General features: G+C 70.6%; 13 protein-coding genes. 8 read left to right on the top strand and 5 right to left on the bottom strand.

The genetic code is table 11. The features are described 5' to 3' along the window. Positions 1-57 precede the first annotated feature (57 nt). Positions 58-687: a glutaredoxin family protein gene (locus tag AC57B8_RS03320; RefSeq protein WP_307693132.1), complete on the top strand. Its 630-nt coding sequence runs from the start codon at positions 58-60 to the stop codon at positions 685-687. Between the two features lie 49 nt (positions 688-736). On the opposite strand, the gene rpiA is transcribed toward AC57B8_RS03320, so the two are convergent. Next, positions 737-1,441, bottom strand: a complete 705-nt coding sequence (gene rpiA / locus AC57B8_RS03315) for a ribose-5-phosphate isomerase RpiA (RefSeq protein ID WP_062479923.1) — start codon at positions 1,439-1,441, stop codon at positions 737-739. Between the two features lie 40 nt (positions 1,442-1,481). Here rpiA and AC57B8_RS03310 point away from each other — a divergent pair, with 40 nt between their 5' ends. After that, the gene (locus AC57B8_RS03310; protein ID WP_496478644.1) at positions 1,482-2,561 is read left to right on the top strand and encodes a quinone-dependent dihydroorotate dehydrogenase; all 1,080 of its coding nucleotides are present in this window, start codon (positions 1,482-1,484) and stop codon (positions 2,559-2,561) included. A 15-nt stretch (positions 2,562-2,576) separates the two neighbouring features. On the opposite strand, the gene AC57B8_RS03305 is transcribed toward AC57B8_RS03310, so the two are convergent. The 4 genes from AC57B8_RS03305 to AC57B8_RS03290 all read right to left on the bottom strand — a co-directional run bounded on the left by AC57B8_RS03305 (position 2,577) and on the right by AC57B8_RS03290 (position 5,054). Beyond that, positions 2,577-3,278 (bottom strand): phage holin family protein, encoded by a 702-nt coding sequence (locus AC57B8_RS03305; RefSeq protein ID WP_070061031.1) that lies wholly within the window; start codon positions 3,276-3,278, stop codon positions 2,577-2,579. A gap of 84 nt (positions 3,279-3,362) precedes the next feature. After that, positions 3,363-3,659 carry a glycine zipper domain-containing protein gene (locus AC57B8_RS03300; RefSeq protein ID WP_056580064.1) on the bottom strand — a complete coding sequence of 99 codons (297 nt, stop codon included), beginning with the start codon at positions 3,657-3,659 and terminating at the stop codon, positions 3,363-3,365. A 133-nt stretch (positions 3,660-3,792) separates the two neighbouring features. Beyond that, positions 3,793-4,896 (bottom strand): NAD(P)/FAD-dependent oxidoreductase, encoded by a 1,104-nt coding sequence (locus AC57B8_RS03295; protein ID WP_496478643.1) that lies wholly within the window; start codon positions 4,894-4,896, stop codon positions 3,793-3,795. Positions 4,897-4,931: 35 nt separating this feature from the next. Next, entirely contained in the window at positions 4,932-5,054 is a 123-nt protein-coding gene (locus tag AC57B8_RS03290) for a hypothetical protein (RefSeq protein WP_062479916.1), read from the bottom strand. A gap of 1,244 nt (positions 5,055-6,298) precedes the next feature. On the opposite strand from AC57B8_RS03290, the gene AC57B8_RS03285 reads away from it, so the two are divergent. The 6 genes from AC57B8_RS03285 to AC57B8_RS03260 are packed head-to-tail and all read left to right on the top strand — an operon-like array spanning position 6,299 to position 22,215. Then, positions 6,299-13,504 (top strand): amino acid adenylation domain-containing protein, encoded by a 7,206-nt coding sequence (locus AC57B8_RS03285; protein ID WP_496478642.1) that lies wholly within the window; start codon positions 6,299-6,301, stop codon positions 13,502-13,504. Next, positions 13,501-18,498, top strand: coding sequence for an amino acid adenylation domain-containing protein (locus AC57B8_RS03280; protein ID WP_496478641.1), 4,998 nt, complete (start codon positions 13,501-13,503; stop codon positions 18,496-18,498). The genes AC57B8_RS03285 and AC57B8_RS03280 overlap by 4 nt, the downstream gene beginning before the upstream one ends. Before the next feature lie 2 nt (positions 18,499-18,500). Continuing rightward, entirely contained in the window at positions 18,501-19,274 is a 774-nt protein-coding gene (locus AC57B8_RS03275) for a 4'-phosphopantetheinyl transferase family protein (RefSeq protein ID WP_496478640.1), read from the top strand. Continuing rightward, on the top strand, positions 19,271-20,092 hold the full coding sequence (locus AC57B8_RS03270) for a serine aminopeptidase domain-containing protein (protein ID WP_496478639.1): 822 nt from the start codon (positions 19,271-19,273) through the stop codon (positions 20,090-20,092). The genes AC57B8_RS03275 and AC57B8_RS03270 overlap by 4 nt, the downstream gene beginning before the upstream one ends. Further along, positions 20,085-21,008, top strand: a complete 924-nt coding sequence (locus AC57B8_RS03265; protein ID WP_496478638.1) for an alpha/beta hydrolase family protein — start codon at positions 20,085-20,087, stop codon at positions 21,006-21,008. Before AC57B8_RS03270 ends, AC57B8_RS03265 begins: the two co-directional genes overlap by 8 nt. 28 nt (positions 21,009-21,036) lie before the next feature. Continuing rightward, entirely contained in the window at positions 21,037-22,215 is a 1,179-nt protein-coding gene (locus tag AC57B8_RS03260; RefSeq protein WP_370869855.1) for a polysaccharide biosynthesis/export family protein, read from the top strand. The last annotated feature ends 17 nt before the right edge of the window (positions 22,216-22,232 follow it).

Raw genomic sequence — 22,232 nt, 5'->3', positions numbered from 1 at the left:
CGGCGCTGAAGCTTGCGATACTCGGGAGATATGTATCCGACTTTTTACAAACTCCCGATGCGCGGCCTGATCGGCCTGGTCCTCGTGTTGTCGACCGCCAGCGTGCTGGCGCAGGCGGTCTACCGCCAGGTCGACAAGAACGGCAAGGTCACGTTCTCGGACCAGCCCCCCGTCGTCACCAACGCGCCGACGGGCGGGCCCCAGCCGGCCGGCGTCAACGCGCCAACCAACAGCGGGCTTCCCTACGAACTGCGACAGGTGGCACAGCGCTACCCCGTCACGCTGTACAGCGGCGAAGGCTGCGGCCCCTGCAACGAGGCGCGCACGCTGCTCACCACGCGCGGCATTCCCTTCGAGGAACGCACCATCAAGAGCAACGAGGACGTCGACGCCCTGCAGCGCCTGAGCGGACAGAACGCGCTGCCGCTGCTGACCGTCGGGTCGCAGCAGCTCAAGGGCTTCTCGGATGTGGAATGGTCGCGCTACCTCGACGCGGCCGGCTATCCCAAGAGCAACAGCCTGCCCCCGGGCTATCGCCCGCCCGCCGCGCGTCCGCTCGTCGCGCAGCAGGCACCGGCGGCTGCTGCGCCCCGGGCGACCGACACGCCCTTGCAGCCGCCGAACCCCGCGCCGGCACCGCCCTCGAACGCGCCGGGCCCGAACAACCCGGCCGGCATCAAGTTCTAGGAACGACGGGGGACCCGCCCCCGTGCTCCCCGTGCTGCATCGCCGCCGTTCAGCCGGCGAACTGCAACGTCTTCACGCCCGACGCCGTGCCCAGCAGGCACACGTCGGCCTTCTGGTGGGCGAAGACCCCCACCGTCACCACGCCGGGCCACTGGCTCACTTCGGATTCGAAGGCGCGCGGGTCGGTGATCCGCAGGCCGGTCACGTCGACGATGTGCTGGCCGTTGTCGGTCACCAGCGGCAGGCCGTCTTTCTCGCGCACCTGGGCGATGCCGCCCAGGCCGGCGAACTGGCGCATCACGCGGCGCGCGGCCATCGGAATCACTTCCACCGGCAGCGGAAACGCGCCGAGCGTCTCGACCAGCTTGGAGGCGTCGGCGATGCAGACGAAGCGCTTCGATTGCGCCGCGACGATCTTCTCGCGCGTGAGCGCCGCGCCGCCGCCCTTCACCATGAAGCCCCGGTGGTCGATCTCGTCGGCGCCGTCGATGTAGACGGCCAGTTCTTCCACCTCGTTGCTGTCGAACACCGGGATGCCCAGTGCGCGCAGGCGTTCGGTGGACGCGACCGAGCTGGAGACGGCGCCCTTGATCTCGTCCTTGATCGTGGCCAGCGCGTCGATGAACTTGTTGACCGTGGAGCCGGTGCCCACGCCGACGATCTCGCCCTTGACCACGTAGGCCAGCGCGGCAAGGCCGACCTGGGCCTTGAGTTCATCCTGGGAAAGAGGGGTTGGGGAGGCGGGTGCGGTCATCGCGGAGAATCCTTGGCTCATTGAAGTCGAGAATTATCCGATGCCCCTGCTGTTGCCCTCTTCGCTCTATGGCCTGGCCCGCCCTTTTCTGTTCGGTTTCGACCCCGAGCACGCCCATGAAATCACCCTCGACGGGCTGGCCCGCACCCAGAACACGCCACTGGCCTGCGCCTACGCGGCGACGCGCGTCGAAGACCCGATCCAGCTGGCGGGCCTGAATTTCCCCAACCGCGTCGGCCTGGCCGCCGGGCTGGACAAGAACGCCCGCTGCATCGACGCCTTCGCGGCCATGGGCTTCGGTTTCGTCGAGGTCGGCACGGTCACGCCCAAGGGCCAGCCCGGCAACCCGAAGCCGCGCATGTTCCGCCTGCCGCAGCGCGACGCGCTGATCAATCGGCTGGGTTTCAACAACGAAGGGCTCGACGCCTTCCTGGCCAACGTGCAGAAGGCCCGTTTCCGCAAGCAGGCCGGCGGCGGCAAGTCGCCGATGCTACTGGGCCTGAACATCGGCAAGAACGCGGCCACGCCGATCGAGCGCGCGGTGGACGACTACCTGGCCTGCCTGGACGGCGTCTACCCGCACGCGGACTACGTGACGATCAACATCTCCAGCCCCAACACGGCCAACCTGCGCTCGCTGCAGAGCGACGAAGCGCTCGACGCCCTGCTGGGCGCCGTGGCCGAGCGGCGCGAAGCGCTGGCCACGCGCCACGGCAAGCGCGCGCCGCTGTTCGTGAAGATCGCCCCCGACCTCGACGACGCGCAGGTCGCGGTGATCGCCGCCACGCTGCAACGCCACCGCATGGACGGCGTGATCGCCACCAACACCACGCTCGCGCGCGACGCGGTGGCCGGCCTGCCGCACGCGCAGGAAGCCGGCGGCCTTTCGGGCGCGCCGGTGCGCGAAGCCAGCAACCGCGTGATCGCGCAACTGCGCGCGGCGCTGGGCAAGGACTTTCCGATCATCGGGGTGGGCGGCATCCTGAGTGCGGCCGATGCCAAGGCCAAGATCGCCGCGGGCGCGGACGTGGTGCAGATCTACACCGGCCTGATCTATCGCGGCCCCGGGCTGGTCCGCGAAACGGCCCAGGCGCTGCAGCGGGATCGCCGCAAGGCCTGAGCCGGTTCTTCGTGCTTAGCGCATGCGCCAGAGCACCGGCGCAATGACCGTGGCCCAGCGCAGCAACCGCTTCGGGCGGATCACCGCCACGGCGGCGGCAGCGACCACCCCGGCAGCCACCGGGTGCTCGCGCGCAATGCGCAACGCCGTGGCCGCAGCCGATTCGTTCGCAGGCTCGCCCGAGGCCGGCTGCGTCTCGCGACCGCCCTGCAGGGTGGCGATGCGCTCGCGTTGGCGGTCCATGCGGGCCAGCAGCTCTTCGCGCGTGGCGGGGCGCGGCGGACGCGGCGCTTCGTCGTCCAGCTCCGGGTCCTTGCCGAGGTTGAAGCGGTCCTGGACCCAGGCCCAGTCGCGCTCGAACTCCTGAAAGGTCGGAACGAAGCTGTTGGAGGCGTTGCTCAGGCTGCGCATCAGGCCGATGACGGCCGCCAGCCACAGCACCGCCCAGACACCGGCTACCACCCAGGCGGCGGTGACGCGGTACGGCGTGTCCCAGTAATGCACGACCACCGCCATCGAGAGCAGTGCCACCGCGACGGTGGTCAGCCCCAGCACGGCGACGACCAGGACGAGGGTCAGCTTCAGGCGCTGCTTCTCGTCCTCCCAGGCCATGCGCAGCAACTGCACCCGGTCCTCGGCCGCCAGCGCACCTTCGGCGGCGGCGATGCGCAACCGTCGGATGCGGGCATCGAGCCCGAACAGGGACAGCAGTCTCATGCGCCGCCTCCGCCCTCACCGGCCACAGTGTGGCAACGGCGAACGAAGGGACGGCGGTGTGCGCTCAGGCCGGTGCAGTGACGCTCAGCGGCGGCCAAGCAACAGACCCACCAGCACGCCGACGGCCAGTGCGGCGCCGGCAACCTGCCAAGGTTCGTCGTGGGCGTAGGTGTTGGTGGCGGTGGCCGCCTGGCGCGCCTTCTTGGCGGCCAGCTTGCTCTTTTCGGAAGCCAGCTCGCGCGCGATGGCGAGCTTGGTGTCGATGCGTTGGCGCAGCGCCTTGATGTGGGGAACCGAATCCAGGTCCTTGCTGGCCAGCACGCCGCGCACGTCGCTTGCGATGTCTTCGGCTGCTGCTTCAAGATTGTTGGATGCACTCATTGGAATCTTTCCTCCGTGATGACACCGGCACCGCGCCGGCGGCTTCACGCCAGCATATGGCGTGCTGTCATGTTACAGGCTCGAAAGCCCCTCATGCGCGACAGATGTGCTCAGTTGTGCCCGAGTGCATGCATCAGGCGTCGGCGAGCAGGTCCGCAACGTGCCGTCCGATGGCCAGGCAACTGGTGAGTCCGGGCGACTCGATGCCGAACAGATGGACCAGCCCCGGCACCCCATGCGACGCCGGCCCCGCGATCACGAAATCGGCCGCAGGCTCGTCCGGCCCCGAGATCTTCGGGCGCATGCCCGCATAGCCGGGAATCAACGCACCGTCGGGCAAGGCCGGCCAGTACCTGCGCACCTCGTCGTAGAAGCGTTCGCCGCGTGCGGGATCGACCACGAGATCATCGGCCGCCTCGACCCATTGCACGTCGGGCCCGAACTTGGCCTGCCCGCCGAGGTCGAGCGTCAGGTGCACGCCGAGCCCGCCCGGCTCCGGCACGGGATAGATGAGCCGGCCGAAAGGCGCGCGGCCCGCGAGCGTGAAGTAGCTGCCCTTGGCGAAGTGCTCGCGCGGCACCACCGACGACGGCATGCCTTCGAAGCGCCGCGCCAGCGCCGGCGCGCCCAGCCCCGCGGCATTGACCACGGTGCGGCAACGCAGGGCCGTGCCGTCGGCGGCGAGCAGCACGACGGCCCCGTCCACGCATTCGGCCCGTTCGATGGGCGACTTGAGCGCCAGCATGCCGCCCGCGTTCTCGAGATCGCCGAGCAGGCCCAGCATCAGCGCGTGGCTGTCGACGATGCCCGTGCTCGGCGAATGCAGCGCCGCCACGCAATGCAGCTGCGGCTCCATCGCGTTGGCTTGCTGCGCGGTGAGCAGCACCAGGTCGTCCACGCCGTTGGCCGCGGCCTTGGCGCGAATCACCTCGAGCTGGCCCACCTGTTCGGCCGAGGTCGCCACGATGAGCTTCCCGCAGCGGTTGTGCGGCACGCCGCGCGCCTGCGCGTAGCTGTAGAGCGCGTCGCGTCCTTCCACGCACAGCGTCGCCTTCAGCGAGCCCTGCGGGTAATAGATGCCCGCGTGGATCACCTCGCTGTTGCGCGAACTCGTTCCCGTGCCGATGGCCCCTTCGGACTCCAGCACCAGCACCTCCCGGCCCGCGAGCGCCAATGCGCGCGCCACGGCCAGACCCACCACGCCGGCACCGATGACGGCGCAATCGATTTCATCCATCGCGCGAGCTTAGCGCGGCGCGACGGGCGTTCGGCCTACCTCGCGCTCGGCGGCGGCTCGGGGTCGGTGGGCTCGTCGGGCGCGTGCTCCGGCCCTTCGTCGGGCTCGACCGGCAGGTCGGGCGTGATCGGAGACGGAAGATCGGGTTGGGTGGCCATGGCTGCACTCCTTCGTTCCATCTCTTCGTTCTAGCGCGTCCTCACGCGCCTGCAAGCGGCCCGTGGCGGAAGGCGTCGTCGGTGCGCACCGACAAGGCCTTCGCCCAGGCACTCCAGCAACAGGGCCACGCACGCTGCTGTGTCCTCGCCCCTCCCACACCACACAGGGAGGATCACAGTGGACGATGCATGGCAGGGCCAGTCTAGGCATCGCCGTGCCTTCGCACATGAGCGAAGCGCCCTTTGGTGAGGGAGCCATGCGCCCTGCCCGGCGTGCATGCGAGCGTGACAAAGCGCCTGCCTGGGACCGCGTGCCCGGCGCGGCCCCCACGACCCGCTGGTCGCGTCGAAAAAACGCCGTCTGTCCGGCCTGAAAAAACCCGTGCCCGCAAAGCATTCGCGCCGCGGTCCGGCGGTGAATTGCGGACGAAATGACGGGCCCGCTGCATCGATGCCCGGACCCGGTTCGGGCCTTCCGGCCGGCGCGACAGAAATCAGCCGGGATCAATGCCGGTACCCATGGCGCGACCGCCTTTCCGAAATTTGCCGGCGATTGTCGCAATGCATCCCCGCGCTCCGTGCGCTGACAGAGGGGAAAGTACCTCGACCCACATCGCTCTCTATTTCGTTAAAACAATGGACATCATTTGAATTTCAATGATCACCAAGAACCACGAAAGAATTGCGACCAGGCACCAAAAATCAGATGACAAGTAACATTTTTCATTAGATCTTTTAGGCCTTTTGAGAATTTTCAAATTCACCCTCGAATTACCCAAAAGACAAAAATACATTCCACAGAAGAAAAATATCTACCCCATTCTGAGTGCTCAACGCTCGAATGCCGATTCCTTCCAACTGTCTCAATTCGCGAAAAGTTTCTTGTCAACCGTCAAAACTTGTCTGATTTTAGAAACCTTCATAGAAGCGATACCGAAACTCAGACTCTCAGGTCTGCGGACATGGCGAAGAAAAATGGCCATTTTTTCGAATCGACGTTCCATCATGGCTTCCTACAGGGGTGACAAAACGCCCACCACAAATGGCCTTGGTACCTCAAATGTCATGGCTTAGGTAGTTCGATTCGGAAATATTTATATCAAAATGTAAACATGGAGAAAAGAGCCAAACAGAAGGCTCACCAAGTTCATAGGATCGCGACAAACCAAGAACCAAATCCAATTGAAATCAATTCGATTCCTTCAATTGAATTTTCCATTCACAGTCTGCAGCCGGGTAATTGCATGGAAACCCACATTGCTTCGTCGCCGGAGGCCGCCGTGGCTTCGCAGGCCGCGCTGGGCGATCTGTTCGGTTCGCCACCCGCGCGCGCGGCGGCAGGCGAACGGCTTGGCGTCTCGCTGGCCCTCGAAGCCGGGTTCGCGCAGCGCTGGCTTGCGTCGCTGGGCACCACGGGGTACCTGCCGGACACGCTCTTCGTGGGTGCCTGGCTGCTGCTGCAATCGCGCTGGCTGGGCGCGGCCCTGCCGGGGTCTCACGGCATGCCGACGTCGCTGCCCGGCACCGCGAGCGCGTGGCTGACCCAGCTCGACCTCGACCGGCAGACCACGCCGCACACCGCCGACACCCTGCCGCCCCTGCGGCTCGAAGCCCGGACAGAACTCCCCGCCAGCCTGCATCTGGACGTCGACGCGAGCCTGATGGACGCGCCCTGCGCCAGCCGCCTGCTCGCAGCCATCGCCGACACCGCCGCCGATCTGCTGGTGCATCCCGGTGCGGCGCTCCACAACATCCGCGCCCTGCCCGACGTCGACCGCCGCGACCAGCTCGCCGCATGGGCCACGCCGCCCGCCGCGCCCGACCTGTCGCTCACCGTGCCCGCCGTGTTCGGCCGCCGGGCCGCGGCCACGCCCGACGCCGTGACGCTGGTGGAAGGCGACGAAACGATGACCTACGCCGAGCTCGACGCGCGCAGCGACCGGCTCGCACAGCGCCTGCAGCAGTCGGGCGTGCAGGCAGGCGACCCCGTCGGGATGGTGTTCGAGCGGTCGATGGCCGCCATCGTCGCCATGCTCGGCATCCTCAAGGCGGGCGCGGCCTACGTGCCGGTACCCACCGACTTTCCGCCCGAACGCGTCGCCACGATGTTCGACCAGGCCGGCGTGACCCGGGTCGTGACGACCGAGGCGCTGGCCTCGCTCGTGCCGGCCCACTGCACCGCCGTGCGGATCGACGCGCCTGAAGACGGCGCGGCCCCCGCGCCGTGGACACCGCCGGCCATCGACGGCGAATCGCTGGCGTACCTCATGTACACCTCGGGCTCGACCGGCGTACCCAAGGGCATCGAGATCAGCCATCGCGCCATCCTGCGGCTCGTCGTCGATGTCGACTACATCGAACTCGCACCCGGGCGCGCGATGCTGCATGCGGCGCCGCTTGCCTTCGACGCCTCGACGCTCGAAGTCTGGGGGCCCTTGCTCAACGGCGGGCGCTGCGTGATCCACGACGAACGGGTACCCACCGGCGCCGGCCTCGCGCGCACCATCGCCCGCCACGAGGTCCACACCGCCTGGCTCACGGCCTCGCTCTTCAACGCCGTGGTCGACGGCGATCCGCAGCACCTCGTGGGCCTGGCGCACCTGTTCACCGGCGGCGAGGCGCTGTCGGTACCCCATGTGCGGCGCGCGCTCGACGCACTCCCCGGGCTCACGCTCAGCAACGGCTACGGGCCGACCGAGTGCACGACCTTCGCGACCACCCACCGCATCGAGCGCGCCGCGATCGCAGCGGGCCCGCGCTCGGTGCCGCTCGGGCGCCCGATCAAGGACACCGTGCTGCGCGTGCTGAGCCCGACGCTCGAGCTGCTGCCCAGCGGACTCGTGGGCGAGCTGTGCATCGGCGGACACGGCCTGGCGCGCGGCTACCTGGACCAGCCCGAACTCACGGCCGCGCGCTTCGTGCCCGACCCCTTCGGCGCGCCGGGCGAGCGGCTCTACCGCACCGGCGACCTCGCCCGCTGGCTGCCCGACGGCACCCTCGAGTTCATCGGGCGCATCGACGGCCAGGTCAAGATCCACGGCCACCGCATCGAGACCGGCGAGGTCGAGGCGGCGATCCTCGCGCACCCCGCGGTGCAGTCCTGCGCGGTGGTCGCGCGGCCCGGTCGCGACGGCCAGCTGCGCCTGGTCGCGTACCTGGTCGCGCGCACGCAGAAGCTGGCGTGGGACACGCTGCGCGCGCACCTGGCGACCCGCCTGCCCGCGGTGATGCTGCCGTCGGCGCAGGTGTGGCTTGCGCAGCTTCCCGTCACGCCCAACGGCAAGCTCGACCGCAACGCCCTGCCCGAGCCGGCCGCCGAGCGCCCCGAACTCGCGCAGCCTTTCGAGGCCGCGCGCGACGCGCTCGAGCAGCAGGTGTGCGACGCCTTCGCGCGCGCCCTGGGCGTCGACAAGGCCGGGCGTCACGACAACTTCTTCGACCTGGGCGGCAGCTCGCTGTTGGTGCTGCAGGTGCTGGCGGACCTGCAGCGCGAAGGCGCGCCGCCGCTGTCGACCAACCTCTTCTTCCGCCACCCGACGCCGGGCGCCATCGCGGCGCAGTTGCAGTCGGCCGGCGAGGCGCCGCAGGCGCCACACCCCGTGCCCGTGCGCGAGGACGCCGCCCGCGTCCCCGAGCCCATCGCTCTCATCGCCACCGCCGGTCGCTTCCCCGGCGCGGGCGATGTGGAGCAGTTCTGGGACAACCTCGTCGCCGGGCGCGACACCATCAGCTTCTTCGATGACGCCAGCCTGGACGCCGGCGTCAGCGAGTCGCTGCGCCGCGACCCGGCCTATGTGCGGGCACGCGGCGTGATCGACGGCATCGAGGGCTTCGATGCCGCCTTCTTCGGCATCGGCCCGAAGGAAGCCGCGCTCATGGACCCGCAACACCGCGTGTTCCTCGAGATCTGCTGGGAGTGCCTGGAGCGCGCGGGCTACGTGCCCGACGAAGCGCCGGGCCCGGTGGGCGTGTACGCGGGCACGTACAACGCGACCTACTTCCAGCGCCACGTCGCCTCGCGCCCCGACCTCGTGGAGGCCGTCGGCGAATTCCAGGTGATGCTGGCCAACGAGAAGGACTACATCACCACCCGCGTGGCCAACCGGCTCAACCTGCGCGGGCCGGCCGTGAGCGTCAACACCGCGTGCTCGACCTCGCTGGTCGCGGTGGCCCAGGCCTTCCACGCGCTGCGCACGGGCCAGTGCTACATGGCGCTGGCGGGCGGCGCCTCGGTCACCTGCCCGCCGCGCAGCGGCTACCTCTACAACGAGGGCTCGATGCTCTCGCCCGACGGCCACACGCGCAGCTTCGACGCGCAGGCCAAGGGCACCGTGTTCAGCGACGGCGCCGCCGTGGTGCTGCTCAAGCGGCTGTCCGACGCGCAGGCCGACGGCGACACCGTCTATGCCGTGCTGCGCAGCGCCTGCGTCAATAACGACGGCGGCGCCAAGGCCAGCTTCACCGCGCCCAGCGTGGACGGCCAGGCGGCCGTGATCCGCGCCGCGCTGGCCGCGGCGGACGTGGACGCGCGCAGCATTTCCTACGTGGAAGCACACGGCACCGCCACGCCGATGGGCGACCCGGTCGAGGTCGAGGCGCTGGCCGTCGCGTACGCCGAACACACCGACGCACGGGGCTACTGCACGCTGGGCTCGCTCAAGAGCAACGTGGGCCACATGGTCACGGCCGCGGGCGCCGCGGGCCTCATCAAGACGGCGCTGTCGCTGCACCACGAGCTGATTCCGCCCACCGCGCACTTCACGGCGCCGAACCCGGCGATCGACTTCGCGCGCACGCCGTTTCACGTCAGCAACCAGCTGCAGTCGTGGCCGCGGGCCGAGCTGCCGCGCCGCGCGGGGGTCAGCTCGTTCGGTGTCGGGGGCACCAACGCGCACGTCGTGCTCGAGGAAGCGCCGGCGCGGCAGGCACGTAGCACGCAGCCGGGCGTCCATGTGCTGGCGCTGTCGGCCCGCTCGGAGGCCGCGCTGGCGGTCGCGACGCAGCGGCTGGCCACGCACCTGGAGGAACAGCCCGGGCTTTGCCTGGCCGACGCGGCGTTCACCCTGTGCGTCGGCCGCAAGGCCCATGCCTTCCGCCGCGCCGTGGTGGCCGGCGATGCGGCGCAGGCCATCGAGGCCTTGCGCTCGGAGAACACGGCGTGGCGCGTGAGCGACCGGATCGCCGAGCGCGCGCCGCAGCCCGTGCTGATGTTCCCGGGCCAGGGCGCGCAGTACCCGGGCATGGGCCGCGCGCTGCATGCGGGCGACCCGGTGTTCGCGGCCGCGTTCGACAACTGCCTGCGCGCCTTCGACGGCGCGCTGGACTTCGACCTGCGCGAGCGCCTGTTCGCAGACGACCCGCAGGCGCTCGCGCCGACGGCCGTCACGCAGCCCGCGCTCTTCACCCTCGAGTACGCGCTCGCGCGGCGGCTGCTGTCGCTGGGCCTGCGCCCGCACGCGCTGATCGGCCACAGCGTGGGGGAATTCGTCGCGGCCGTGATCGCCGGCGTGATGCGCCTGGAAGATGCCGCCCGGCTCATTGCCCGCCGCGGCGCGCTCATGCAGGCACAGCCGGCGGGGACGATGCTGTCGGTGCGCCTGGGCGCGGACGCATTGGCCTCGCGGCTCGCGTCCTCGCCCCAGGTCTCGCTCGCCGCGGAGAACGCACCCGGCGCCTGCGTGGCCGCCGGCCCCAGCGAGGCCATCGCCGAACTCCAGGCCGCGCTCGAAGCCGAGGGCGTCGCCTGCCGGCTGCTGCAGACCTCGCACGCCTTTCACTCCGCCATGATGGACGCCGCGGTGGCGCCCTTCGAGGCGCTCGTGAGCCAGGTGGCGCTGCACGCACCGCAGATTCCCCTTTACTCCACGTTCACCGGTCGCCTGCTCGAAGACGCACAGGCCACGAGCCCGGCCTACTGGGCGCAGCACCTGCGCGGCACCGTGCGCTTCTCGCCGGCGTTGCAGAGCGCGGCGGACGACGCCACCCATCCGGTGTTCGTGGAAGTCGGCCCCCGCAACACGCTGGCCGCGCTGGTGCGCCAGCACCGCCTGCCAGGCCTGGCCCCGGCGTCGAAGGCCGGCGCGGTGGCGGTGTCGCTGCTGCACGGCGAGCCGGCCGACGAGACCCGGACCCTGCGCCTGGCCGCCGCGCGCCTGTGGACCTGCGGCGCCGAGGTCGACCTTGCCTTGCTGGCACCGCGCGCCGGCGCCCGGCGCGTGTGCCTGCCCACCTACCCGTTCGAACGCAAGCGCCTGTGGGTCGACATCGCGCCCGCCGCGCCGGTGTCACCGGCCCTTGCGCCCGTCCTGCCTGTTTCATTGGAGCCGATCGTGACCGCTGCTGCGCCCTCGCCTGACCTTCCTCCGCCTTCTTCCCCGCCGTCCGAGGCGTCGCGCGCGGCGTCGGTCGACGCCCGATTGCGGGCCCTGTTCGAAGACATCTCGGGCATCGACATGGCCCAGGCCGAGGGCCAGGCCCCGTTCGGCGAGATCGGGATGGACTCGCTCACGCTGACCCAAGCGGCCACGCAGATCAAGAAGCGCTTCAAGGTCGAGCTGAGCTTCCGTCAGCTGATGGAGAACTACCGCAGCTTCGACGCGCTGGCCGCGTACCTGCTGAAGAGCCTGCCGCCCGAGGCCGAGCCGGTGGCTGTGCCCGCCATGCCCGCCATGCCTGCGGCATCCGCCGTGCAGGTGTCGATGCCAACGCCGCCGCAAGGGCTTGCGCCGCCCACCGGCCTGCTAAACCAGGTGATCGCGCAGCAGATGGAGCTGATGCGCCAGCAGCTCGCACTCCTGTCCGGCGCGGCCGCGCCAGTGGCGGTGGCGGCGATGCCCGTCGCGGCCGAGGCCGCACCCGCCGCGCAGCCACAGCCGCCCGCCGAAGCACCGCTTCGCTACGACGTCAACAAGGCCTTCGGCGCCATCGCCCGCATCCACACCCAGCGCACCGCCGAACCCAGCGCGCGGCAGAAGGCGCGGCTGGCGACCTTCGTGCGGCGCTATGTCGAGCGCACGCCAAAGAGCAAGCGCTTCACCGAGGACAACCGCGCCCACATGGCCGATCCGCGCGTGGTCAACGGCTTCCGTCCGCTGACCAAGGAGATCACCTACCAGATCGTGATCGAACGCTCCAAGGGTTCGAGGCTCTGGGACCTCGACGGCAACGAGTACGTCGACGCGCTCAACGGCTTCGGGCTGAACCTGTTCGGCTGGCAACCCGATTTCGTGCAGGACGCCGTGCGGGCCCAGCTCGATGCGGGCTACGAGATCGGGCCGCAGCATCCGCTCGCGGCCGACGTGACCCGCCTCATCTGCGAACTCACGGGCAGCGAGCGCGCCGGCCTGTGCAACACCGGCTCCGAGGCCGTGATGGCGGCGCTGCGCATCGCGCGCACCGTCACCGGCCGCAGCACGGTGGTGGCCTTCACGGGCTCCTACCACGGCACCTTCGACGAAGTGCTGGTGCGCGCCGGCAAGGGCGGCAAGGGCCTGTCGGCCGCACCCGGCGTGATGAGCGGCATGTTCGGCGACATCCGCGTGCTCGACTACGGCACGCCCGAGGCGCTGGCCTTCATCCGCGGCAACGCCGCGGACCTGGCGGCCGTGCTGGTCGAGCCGGTGCAAAGCCGCCGCCCCGACTTCCAGCCGCGCGAGTTCCTGCACGACGTGCGCGACGTCACCGCGAAGAACGGCTGCTGCCTCATCTTCGACGAGGTCATCACCGGCTTTCGCAGCGCGCTGGGCGGCGCGCAGGAACTGTTCGGCGTGCGCGCCGACCTCGCCACCTACGGCAAGGTGATCGGCGGCGGTTTTCCGGTGGGCGTGATCGCCGGCAAGCGCGAGTTCATGGACGCGCTCGACGGCGGCGCCTGGCAGTACGGCGACGACTCGATCCCGGGCGTGGGCGTGACCTACTTTGCCGGCACCTTCGTGCGCCATCCGCTGGCGCTCGCCGCAGCCAAGGCCTCGCTCACGCACCTGAAGGAAGCCGGGCCCGCGCTGCAGGCCGGGCTCACCGCCAGCACGACCGCCATGGCCACGGAACTCTCGGGCTGGTGCCAGGAGGTCGGCGCGCCGATCGAGATCCGTCATTTCGCGTCGCTGTGGCGCGTGAGCTGGCTCGAAGACCAGCCGCTGCAGGACCTGCTGTTCGCCATGATGCGCAGCCGCGGCGTGCACATCCTGGACAACTTCCCGTGCTTCCTCACGAGCGCGCACAGCGCCGAGGACATCGCCTTTCTGCAGCGCGCCTTCAAGGAATCGGTCGCCGAGATGCAGGAATCCGGCTTCCTTCCGCGCCGCGCTCCCGCCCCCACCCGCTTCGACGCGCGCAAGCCCGTCGAGGACGGCAGCGTGCTGGCCCGCGACAGCGACGGCCAGCCGTACTGGTACGTACCCGAAGACGCCGCCTTGCACGAGCGCCTCATCAACGGAAAGGCCGCAGCATGAACGCCGCACTCAAGCCCACCGCGAGCGGTGGCCTCGTCGAATGCATCATTGCGACCACCGAGTCGCAGCGCGAAATCTGGCTCGGCGCCACGCTGAGCCCCGAGGCCTCGATGGCCTACAACGAGTCGGTCGTGCTGCGCCTGCGCGGCGCGCTGAACGGCGACGCCTTGGCGCGCGCCACCGACCGGCTGCTCGAACGCCACCAGGCGCTGCGCGCCACCATCTCGCCGGACGGCACCTTCATGCTGGTCAGCCCGCCGGCCGGGAACCACCTGGTGCGCCACGACCTGGGCGGGCTCGCGCCCGAAGCCCTCGCGCAGGCGCTGCACGCGGCCCATGACGAGGCGGTGTGCACGCCGTTCTCGCTCGAGCACGGGCCGCTGTTCCGGGCGGTGCTGTACCGCCTGGGCGATGACGAGCACGAACTCGTGATGTCGGCGCACCACGTGGTCTGCGACGGCTGGTCGTGGGCGGTCATCACCGAGCAGCTGGGCCACCTCTATGCCGAGGAAACCGGCATCGGGCTGAAGCTCAAGGCCGCACCGCTCTTCGCGGACTTCGCCGCCGAGGAAGCCGTCGCGGCCGCGAGCCCCGACATGCAGGCGCACATCGACTACTGGCTGGAGCGCTTTGCCGGCAACACGCAGCCCGTGCTCGACCTGCCGCTGGACCGCCCCCGCCCGGCCGCGCGCACCTTCAACTCGCGCCGCGCCGAGCGCCTGCTCGACCGGCGCGTGGTCGGCGCCGTGCGCATCGCGAGCACCAAGGCCGGCGTCAGCCTGTTCACGGGCCTGCTCAGCGGCTTCGTGGCGACGCTGCACCGTCTCACGGGCCAGGAAGACATCGTGGTCGGCATTCCGACCTCGGGCCAGCTCGCGCACGACGTGCCCGGCCTGGTCGGCCATTGCGTGAACCTGCTGCCGCTGCGCATCGCCGCGCATCCCGCCATGCGCTTCGACGCGCTGATGGACGAATGCAGCACCGCCGTGCTCGACGCCTTCGATCACCAGGCCCTGACCTATGGCGCGCTGCTGGGCCAGCTGTCGCTCGAGCGCGACCCGAGCCGGCTGCCGCTGGTGAGCGTGACCTTCAACGTCGACCCCGACGTGGCGAGCAGCGCGCAGGCCTTCACCACGCTCGACGTGGTGCAGGACACCATCGCCCGGCGCTACGAGAACTTCGAACTCTTCGTGAACCTGCGCCCGCACGCCGGCAGCCTGCAGGTCGAGGCGCAATACAACACCGACCTGTTCGACGACGTGAGCGTGCAGCGCTGGCTCGACATGTTCGAGTGCGTGCTGCAGTCGGCCGCGCAAAAGCCCGACGACACCATCGGCGGGCTCGACGTGCTGTCCGCCGGCGCCGCGCGTGCGCTGCTGGCGCTGCAGCCGGCGCGCGTGCCGCTGCGCGGCGCGCCGCTGGCGCACGCCGGCTTCGTGGCGCGCGTGCCGCAGCAGCCGCACCGCCCGGCGGTGCGCGACGGCGCGCGCAGCTGCAGCTACGGCGAGCTCGACGCGCTGTCCAACCGCCTGGCGCGTGCGCTGCGCGCGCGCGGCGTGGGCCGCGGCCAGCGCGTGGGGCTGTGCCTCGAACGCAGCCTGGAGATGGTCGTCGCGATGCTGGGCATCCTCAAGGCGGGGGCGTCCTACGTGCCGATGGACACCTCATTCCCGCAGGCCCGGCTGGACCACTACGCCAGCGACGCCACCCTCAGCCTGATGCTGACCTCGTCCGACATCGCGGTGGCGCCGCGCGACTGGCGCGCCGACGCCGACCAGCGCGTCTTCGAGATCGATCGCGACACCGCCTGGCGCCAGCTGTCGGGCGAAGCGCTGCCCCCGAGCAGCGACGACCCGGGCTCCGAAGACGCGGCCTATGTGATCTACACCTCCGGCTCGACCGGCCTGCCCAAGGGCGTCATTGCGCACCACCGGGGCGTGGCGCACCTGCTGCAGTGGATGCAGCGCGAATCGGGCATCGGCCCGTCCGATCGCATCGCCGCCGTCACCACGCTGTCGTTCGACATGGCCGTGCCCGACCTGCTGCTGCCGCTGGCGGCGGGCGCCGAACTCGTGATGGTGCAGCGCGAGGTCGCCATGGACGGCAACCGCCTGTCGCAGGCGCTCGACGACGAACAGATCACGCTGCTGCAGGCCACGCCCGGCATGTGGCAGCTGCTGCTCGATGCCCAATGGGCCGGCGGCACGCCCGGTTTTCGCGGCTGGACCGGCGGCGAGGCGCTGCGCCCGAGCATGGCGCTGGCGCTGTGCGAGCGCATGGAAGGCCTGTGGAACGGCTACGGCCCGACCGAGACGACGGTGTACTCCACGGCCTGGCATGTGCGTCCCGAAGAGATCGCCTCGCGCGGCATCTCGATCGGCAGGCCCGTCGACAACACCGAGATCTGGATTCTCGACGCCGACCTGCAGCCCTGCCCGATCGGCGTGCCTGGCGAAATCTGCATCGCGGGCGAAGGCGTCTCGCTGGGCTACCTCGACCGCCCCGCGCTGACCGCCGAGCGCTTCGTCACGGTGCGCATCTTCGGCGCCACGAAGAAGGTCTACCGCTCCGGCGACCGCGGCCGCTGGCGCAACGACGGGCTGCTCGACCACCTCGGGCGGCTCGACTTCCAGGTCAAGGTGCGCGGCTACCGCATCGAGCCCGGCGAGATCGAGGTGCGCTGCTGCGAAGTGGCCGGCGTCTCGCGCAGCGTGGTCGTGGCCCGCGAGGACAACCCCGGCGACGTGCGCCTGGTGGCCTACCTGGCGCTGCTGCCCGGCGGCGGCTTCGACCTCGATGCGCTGATGGTGCACCTGCGCAAGCACCTGCCGGCCTTCATGCTGCCGCAGCACGTGGTGACGCTCGACGCCCTGCCCACGCTGGCCAACGGCAAGGTCGACCGCGTCTCGCTGCCGCCGCCGCAGGCGGTCGCGCGCAACGAGGTGCGGCGCGGCGCCGGTCCGCGCAACGCGCACGAGCGCAAGGTGCTCGCGGTCATGGAGAAGGTGCTGAGCCTGCCGGGCCTGGACATGCACGACAACTTCTTCACCATGGGCGGCCACTCGCTGCTGGCCGCGCGGCTCACCACGCTGCTGAGCCGCGAGTTCCAGGTCACGCTGCCGCTGCGCGCGCTGTTCGAGGCGCCCACGGCCGAGAAGCTGACCGCGGTCATCGAGGCGCTGCAGGGCGCGGGCGTCGGCCTGCAGGCGCCGATTGCCTGCCACCCCGATCGCCGCAGCGCGCCGCTCACGCCCTCGCAGGAACGCATCCGCTTCATGGAGCAGCTGTACACGGGCCGTTCGGTCTACAACGCGCCCTCGGCGCAGCGGCTCACCGGCAAGCTCGACGCCGCGCGCTTCGAAGGCGCGCTGCGCGAAATGATCCGCCGCCAGCCGTCGCTGCGCACAAGCATCGGCTTCGACGAGGACACGGGGCGGCCCATTCAATCGATCGCAGCGTCGGTGGAATTCGCCTTGCCGCTGGTCGACCTGCGCGGCCTGCCCGCGGACCAGCGCGAGGCCGAGCTGGCCGAGCAGATGCAGGAGCTGGCCGACCGGCCGCTCGACATCCACAGCGCACCGATGATGCGCGCGACCCTGTTCCAGCTCGACGACAACGAACACGTCTTCCTGTTCGTGCCGCATCACCTGATCTGGGACGGCTGGTCCTTCGACCTGATGCAGCGCGAACTGGGCGCGTTCTACGACGCCGCCGAACGCGGCCGGCCCCACAACCTGCCCGCGCTCGCCACCACCCACGGCGACTACGCAGAGTGGCTGGAGACCTGGCTGACCGAGCCCGCCTGCGAGGAGCAGCTCGCGTTCTGGCGCGGCCGGCTCGCCAGCGCCAGGGCCGTGCGGCCGCCAAAGACCGACATGCCGCGCCGCGCGGGCAAGAGCGGCCAGGGCGGCGCGCACTGGATCCACATCGACCTGCAGAGCACGCAGCGGCTGCGCGAGGTGGCGCGCGACATGGACGTGACGCTCAGCATGCTGACCTTCGGCATCTACGCGGTGACGATGGCCCAGGCGACCGGCAACGACGCCATCGTCATCGCGAACCCGGTGCGCGGGCGCCAGCAGGCCGAGACGGAAGACGTCATGGGCTTCTTCAACAACGTGCTGCCGGTCTCGCTCGCGGTCGACATGGCGCTGCCGCTGCCCGACTTCATGCGCTACGTGAAGCAGGAGCTGCTGTCGATGATGAACCACCAGCAGGTGCCGTTCGAGCGCCTGATGGCCGAGCCCGGCTATGCGGGACAGATCAAGGCCTCGGGGCCCTACCAGGCGATGTTCTCGTTCCAGGATGCCCGCGAGCGCGCGCGCACCGTCGGCAGCCTGCAGACCCGCCAGGTGCATGTGATGCAGCACGGCGCCACCGACGACGTCGGCGTGTGGCTGATGGACAAGCCGCACGGCCTGGAAGGCGCGCTGCTCTACAACGCCGACGTGTACCTGCGCGAGACCGGCGCTCAGTTGCGCGAGCGTTATCTCGAGGTGCTGGGCCGCGTCGCCGACCACCCAAACGCCACGCTCGCGGAGATCGCCAGCACCGAAGGCTCGGCCAGCGCGCGCTATCTACGCAAGCTGGCGGCCGGCGAGGCGGACAAGAGTGCGCCGGCCGAGCCCCTCAACGGCGACGCGCGCGAGGCGAACCGCGGACTGCTCAGCCCCGAGCACGCCCAGCTGGCCCAGATCTGGGCCGACGTGATCGGCATCGACGTCGACGAGATCCGCGCCAGCGACAACTTCTTCGACCTCGGCGGCGACTCGCTGCTGGTGCTGCGCGCCGTGCAGCAGGCGGCGCAGACGCTGGGGCACCGCGTGGAGCCACGCCGCTACCTGTTCGAGAACCTCGGGCAGATCGCGTCCTCGGCGCATGGCACACCGCACGGCGTGCCCTCGGACCTCGCCGACCTGGCCGCCGGCACGGCCGCGCATGCACAGCGCGGCGGGCTGCTCGGCGCACTCGGCAGCTGGCTGCGCAAGGGGTGATCATGACCGGCGCCGCCAACGCACTGTCCATCGACGCACCGGTCTGCCGGTACGTCGAGCTGGACAGCTTCACCGACACCCTGCCCGCCCAGGTCCTGTCGGAGGAAGAGCGCGCGCGTGCCGAGAATCTGCGCTTTCCCGTCGACCGGCAGCGCTTCGTGGCGGCCCATGTCGCGCTGCGCCAGGCGCTGTGCGCGTACACGGGCCTGGCCCCCGACGCACTGACGCTGGCCATCGGCGCCTTCGGCAAGCCGTCGCTGGCGGGGCATCCGCGCACCCAGTTCTCGCTGAGCCACAGCCAGGGCCTGGCACTGATCGCCATCGGCGGGCGCGGCCCGCTGGGCGCCGACGTCGAGCTGCTGCGCCCGATGCCGGACGCCCCCGACCTGGCGGCGGCGCATTTCACGCGGCGCGAACAGGAGGCGCTGGCCGCCCTGCCCGCCGACGAACGCGACCGTGCCTTCCTGACCTGCTGGACCCGCAAGGAAGCCTGCCTGAAGGCCATCGGCGTGGGCCTGCTGGTGTCGCCGCAGAGTTTCGACGTGGGCCTGGCACCGGACAGCCGCAGCGTCGAGCTGCCGGTGGCCGGACGCATCCTGGTGCTGGCGCTGGGGCCCGCGCCCGCGCGGGCGGACAGCGTGGGCTCGCTCGCCGAATGGCGCCATACCGAAGCCCGCGCGCGGCCCTCGCAGGCCGACCCCGAAGGCCGCCGCATGCGCCCCCTGAATCCGCGCAAGGGGATGAGCGAGGCGCGATGCGCAGGGGGTGTCGCATGACCCTCTTCACGCCCCTCATGTTCGGGCCGGCCTCGCGCCAGGTCTTCGGCGCGTTCCACGCCGCCGACGACCACCGGGGCGAGCCCACCGCGGTGCTGCTATGCCCGCCTTTCGGGCAGGAGGGCTTGCGCACCCACCGCTTCTTCAAGGTGCTGGCCGAACGCCTCGCGCGCGCCGGCATCGCCACGCTGCGCTTCGACTTCTACGGCTCCGGCGACTCGCCGGGCGACGAGAGCGAAGGCGAACTCGACGGCTGGCGCCGCGACCTGTGCGCGGCGCACGAGGAGCTGCGGCGGCACGCACCGCATGCCGCCATCGTGTGGATCGGCGCGCGGCTGGGCGCCACCCTGGCCGTGCTGGCCGCGCGCAACGGGCGCTGCGACCCGGCGCGGCTGGTGCTCTGGGAACCGGTGATCGACGGGCCGGGCTACGCGCGCCTGCTGCGCGAACGCCACGTCGAGGCGATCGACACGACCTTCTGCATTCCCGACCTGTCCTGGCGCCGCAGCCTCGCGCGGGACCCGGACGCACTGCCCGAGGAGGCGCTGGGCGTGCGTCTCTCGCCGGCGTTGCAGGCGCAGCTGCGCGCCCTCACGCCACAGTCGCTGCCGCTCACGGCCCTGCACGACACCCTGGTGCTGGCCCCGCCCGACGACACGTCCACCGCGCAATGGGCGGCCGAGCAGCAGTCGCGCCACATGCCGGTGCGCCTGGCCTACCTGAGCCACCCGCTGGACTGGACGTCCGACCCCTTTCCCCACAGCGCGATGGTGCCGGCCGATGCGCTCAACCGCCTGCAGGGAGCCATCCATGAATGACCTGACGCAGACCCCGGTGTGCTTCGGCCCCGGCAACGCACTGATGGGCATGCTCACCCTCCCTGCGCAGCGCGTGCCGGCGCCTGTCGCCTGCCTGATGTTCAACATGGGCGCGAACCACCGCGTCGGGCCGCGCCGCATCAACGTGAAGCTGGCGCACCTGCTGGCCGCGCGCGGCGTGGGCAGCCTGCGCTTCGACCTGGGCGGCATCGGCGACAGCGAGGCGCTGGACACCGGGCCCGACCTGCAGACGCGCGCGGTGCACAGCCTGCAGGCCGCCATGGACCTCGTGCAACGCATGCAGGGCATCAGCCAGTTCGCGACCGTGGCCATGTGCTCGGGCGTGGAGCACGCCATGTCGGCCGCCGCGGTGGACGCGCGCATGGTGGCGCTCTCGCTGTTCGATGGCTTTGCCTTCCCCCAGCGGCGCACGCGCTGGGAGCTCACGGTGCGCCGCGCGCTCGCGGCGCCGCTGCACCCGTCGTTCCCCGGCAAGGCGCGGCGCTGGGTGCTGCGCCATCTGCCGGGCAGCACGGTGGGCAAGCCGCTGCCGGGCTACTTCGTGGACCGGCGGCCACCCAACGTCAACGCGATCTGGTTCGAAGCCACGATGAAGCGGCTGGTCGAACGCGAGGTGGCGGTGCAGCTGCTGTATTCGGGATCGCTGCATGTCTGCGACCGCGACCGCGACCAGCTCGGCGCCCTGCGCCACGAACCGTTCATGCAGGGCCTGCAGTACGAGTTCATGCGGGACGTGGACCACACCGTCTGCACGGTGAAAGGCCAGCAGCTCTTCCTGCAGTCCGTCGGCGACTGGGTCGTCGAGCACTGTCTGGCCACCGGCAGTCCGCAGCGGCAGGACCGTCCGGCGACAGGCACCCCGCGCGCGATCCCGGCCACGCTCGCCGCGCCCTGAAACAACAACCGAAGCCAAGGAGATTGCCATGACATCCGCAACCCCAGCGAACCCGCGCGGCGAGCGCCTCCTCGCCACCGAGGGCGCCCGCGCCCTTCCCGGTGGCCGCTTCCGGTCGCGCGCCATGGCGCTGCTGCTGTCGCTCGGCTTGTGCGGCTGCGCACCCGGCTTCGGCACGCCGGGCCCGCTGCAGTCGGCCGACGGCACGGCCGGCGGCAGGATCGCGGCCATCACGCCGGAGCTGGTCCGCGCGCAGCTCGCCGGCAACACGGGCATCCCGCCCGACGTGAAGGCGCTGTTCGGCCGGCCCGCGCCCTACACCATCGGGCCGGGGGACGTGGTGGGCATCACCGTCTACAACAATCCCGAGCTGCAGCCCAACCTGGGCGCGGTGATCGCGCAGCAGAGCGACCCGACCGGCGTCACCGTGGCGCCGGGCTTCATCGTCGATGCCGCGGGCGAGATCAGCTTTCCCTACATCGGCCGCACCCGGCTGCAAGGCCTGACGGAAAGCGGTGCGTCCGAACTGATCGCCAAGCGCATCGGCAGCATCATCAAGGCACCGCTGGTGAGCGTGCGCATCCAGTCGTTCCGCAGCCAGCGCGCCTATGTCGAGGGCGAGGTCCGCACGCCGGGGCTGCAGATCTTCACGGACATCCCGATGACGCTGTCCGAGGCGCTCAACCGCGCGGGCAGCATCACCGCCGGGGGCGACCGTTCGCATGTGACGCTCACGCGCGGCGACCGCACGGTGGTCATCGACCTGATGCAGCTCAAGCGCTTCGGCGCCGATGCCAACAACATTCCGCTGCGCAACGGCGACATCGTGTACGTCGGCAACCGCGACGACAGCCGCATCTACGTGATGGGCGAGATCCTGCGGCCCTCGGCGCTGCTGATGCGCAACGGCCGCATGAGCCTGAACGAGGCCCTCGGCGATGCGGGCGGGCCCGACCTGCTCACGGCCGACCCCGGGCAGATCTACGTGATCCGCAACTCGCCGCAGACGCCCGACACGCCGCAGATCTTCAGCCTGAACGCGAAGAACCCGGCCGCGCTCGCGCTGGCCGACCGCTTCGAGCTGCGGCCGCGCGACGTGGTCTATGTCGACCGCGTGCCGCTGGTCTCGTGGAACCGGGTCGCCAACCTGATCCTTCCCGCCGCCCAGGTGATCAACCTCGCGCGCGACACCGCCCGCAGCAGGTAGGCCGCGCAGCCCCGGCC

The organism is Variovorax sp. BGA-UO-ETr-C22, assembly GCF_059567965.1.
This window is presented reverse-complemented; position numbering and strand designations above follow the sequence as displayed.

Excerpts from the sequence above, each read along its gene's own strand:
- AC57B8_RS03320 (WP_307693132.1), top strand. The coding sequence starts at position 58 with ATGCGCGGCCTGATCGGCCTGGTCCTCGTGTTGTCGACCGCCAGCGTG.
- rpiA (WP_062479923.1), bottom strand. The coding sequence starts at position 1,441 with ATGACCGCACCCGCCTCCCCAACCCCTCTTTCCCAGGATGAACTCAAG.
- AC57B8_RS03310 (WP_496478644.1), top strand. The coding sequence starts at position 1,482 with ATGCCCCTGCTGTTGCCCTCTTCGCTCTATGGCCTGGCCCGCCCTTTT.
- AC57B8_RS03305 (WP_070061031.1), bottom strand. The coding sequence starts at position 3,278 with ATGAGACTGCTGTCCCTGTTCGGGCTCGATGCCCGCATCCGACGGTTG.
- AC57B8_RS03300 (WP_056580064.1), bottom strand. The coding sequence starts at position 3,659 with ATGAGTGCATCCAACAATCTTGAAGCAGCAGCCGAAGACATCGCAAGC.
- AC57B8_RS03295 (WP_496478643.1), bottom strand. The coding sequence starts at position 4,896 with ATGGATGAAATCGATTGCGCCGTCATCGGTGCCGGCGTGGTGGGTCTG.
- AC57B8_RS03290 (WP_062479916.1), bottom strand. The coding sequence starts at position 5,054 with ATGGCCACCCAACCCGATCTTCCGTCTCCGATCACGCCCGACCTGCCG.
- AC57B8_RS03285 (WP_496478642.1), top strand. The coding sequence starts at position 6,299 with ATGGAAACCCACATTGCTTCGTCGCCGGAGGCCGCCGTGGCTTCGCAG.
- AC57B8_RS03280 (WP_496478641.1), top strand. The coding sequence starts at position 13,501 with ATGAACGCCGCACTCAAGCCCACCGCGAGCGGTGGCCTCGTCGAATGC.
- AC57B8_RS03275 (WP_496478640.1), top strand. The coding sequence starts at position 18,501 with ATGACCGGCGCCGCCAACGCACTGTCCATCGACGCACCGGTCTGCCGG.
- AC57B8_RS03270 (WP_496478639.1), top strand. The coding sequence starts at position 19,271 with ATGACCCTCTTCACGCCCCTCATGTTCGGGCCGGCCTCGCGCCAGGTC.
- AC57B8_RS03265 (WP_496478638.1), top strand. The coding sequence starts at position 20,085 with ATGAATGACCTGACGCAGACCCCGGTGTGCTTCGGCCCCGGCAACGCA.
- AC57B8_RS03260 (WP_370869855.1), top strand. The coding sequence starts at position 21,037 with ATGACATCCGCAACCCCAGCGAACCCGCGCGGCGAGCGCCTCCTCGCC.